Source organism: Candidatus Hakubella thermalkaliphila, from assembly GCF_013281975.1.
In the GTDB taxonomy this organism is placed as follows: domain Bacteria; phylum Actinomycetota; class Humimicrobiia; order Hakubellales; family Hakubellaceae; genus Hakubella; species Hakubella thermalkaliphila.
The window spans coordinates 1-1,619 of the sequence record NZ_BLRZ01000224.1 but is presented as its reverse complement, the minus strand read 5'-3'; the positions used below and the strand labels follow the sequence as shown (position 1 = coordinate 1,619).

Sequence of the window (1,619 nt, the reverse complement as noted above, 5' to 3'; positions counted from 1 at the left end):
CCCATGCACCGCGGCGCACCACGTCGCATGAAAATTATGTTATTTTCAAGGGAGAGACATGAAAGTCCGTCCATTATTTCGAAGTCAGTATAATACAGGGGACGATGGTAGGGGAGATTTTTGTGAAAATGGTTATAGGCTCTTGTTAAAAACTTTCTTTTCCTCTACCCGTAGTGGGGGTTGTTGGGAAGTCCGCCCTTTGTTAACAAAAATTTCCACATGGCCATTATCTGTTCGCTGTTTACGGTGGTTCCATGTATAAACAGATTCCACACGGCTTACTATTCTTACTAAAAGAGATTATAAATAACACTATTAGTGATCGAGGAGGAAAAAGTGGAGATACGATGTTTAAAACAAGAGTTACTAGAAAAAGTCCACATAGCATCCAGGGCTATCTCGACTAAAAGTGTTCTTCCTATCCTCTCTGGTATAAAAATAACGGCGGCTAAAACTATCTCCTTGATAGCCACAGATCTTGAGATGAGTATAATTACACAAGTAAATGGAGATATTGTAGAGACAGGCGAGACAGTCGCTCCGGCCAGACTGTTAGTGGATATCTTAAAAAGTCTTCCTGGGGCCGCCGTGGTAGTAAAAGTTATGCCCGAGCAAGGCAGTGTTAACATCACCTGCCAAAACGCCGAGTTTGACATTAGGGTTCTAAGCCCGGCTGATTTTCCAGAACTCCCTCAAATTACAGGCGCCAGGACGGTGGCCCTAAAGCTATCGACCTTTAGTCACTTAGCCCGACAGGTGGTGAGGGCCGCTTCTACGGACGAGGCCAGAGCTGTTCTGACTGGAATTCTCCTTCACTTTCAAGATAAGAAAATAAAAATGGTGGCCACTGACAGCTACCGCTTAGCGGTGAGTCAAGCCAATATAGACTCCGAGGTATCCGAGGAAGAAGTAATCGTACCAGCCAAAGCCATTACAGAAGTCAGCCGTATGCAGCCAAGAGAAAACCCTAAGGACAGCGAGCCACTTCTTCGGGTAGCCTTCGCCAGCAATCAAATGCGTTTCGATATGAATGGTCATACCGTAATAACCAGGTTAATTTCTGGAAAGTATCCTCCCTACCAGCAATTAATCCCGAGTGGATACACTACGGTCATTGAATTACCGCCAACCCAACTTGAAGAGACAGTAAGAAGAATCGCCACTCTGGCCCAGAACAATACACCGGTGAGATTTTTTTTCACTCCTAATCGGTTAATTATCTCAGCCAGCACCAGAGAGGTTGGTCAGGCCAGGGAAGAGGTCCCCATACAATATAGTGGGGAGGATCGGGAAATAGCCTTTAATCCCACCTTTTTCTTAGACGGGCTTGCCAGCATTAAAGAGGAGATTGTGGAGTTTAAGATGGATAGCGCACTAAAGCCGGGCCTCCTAAAACCCAGGGGCGATGATAATTTCCTGTATTTGATCATGCCGGTGAGAACAGGGTAGACCTTTGTGCTAAAGGGGAAGGGCGCCAGCGTGGCTGCAATGCTTCCTATATTGGAGCCTGGAGCCCTAGAGCCAAGTCAGCTAAACACATAAGGAGGGTGTCCAAAAACTAAGCGCATTTTGCCCAAGGTGGGGAATTACTCCTACATGAGGTCTGATTTTGAGGTCAA

The 1,619-nt window shown here is 46.1% G+C and carries 1 protein-coding gene; it reads left to right on the top strand.

All coding sequences use genetic code 11. The features are described 5' to 3' along the window. Positions 1-336 precede the first annotated feature (336 nt). Complete coding sequence (gene dnaN / locus HW443_RS11095; protein WP_176238213.1) at positions 337-1,449, top strand: DNA polymerase III subunit beta; 1,113 nt, start codon at positions 337-339, stop codon at positions 1,447-1,449. The last annotated feature ends 170 nt before the right edge of the window (positions 1,450-1,619 follow it).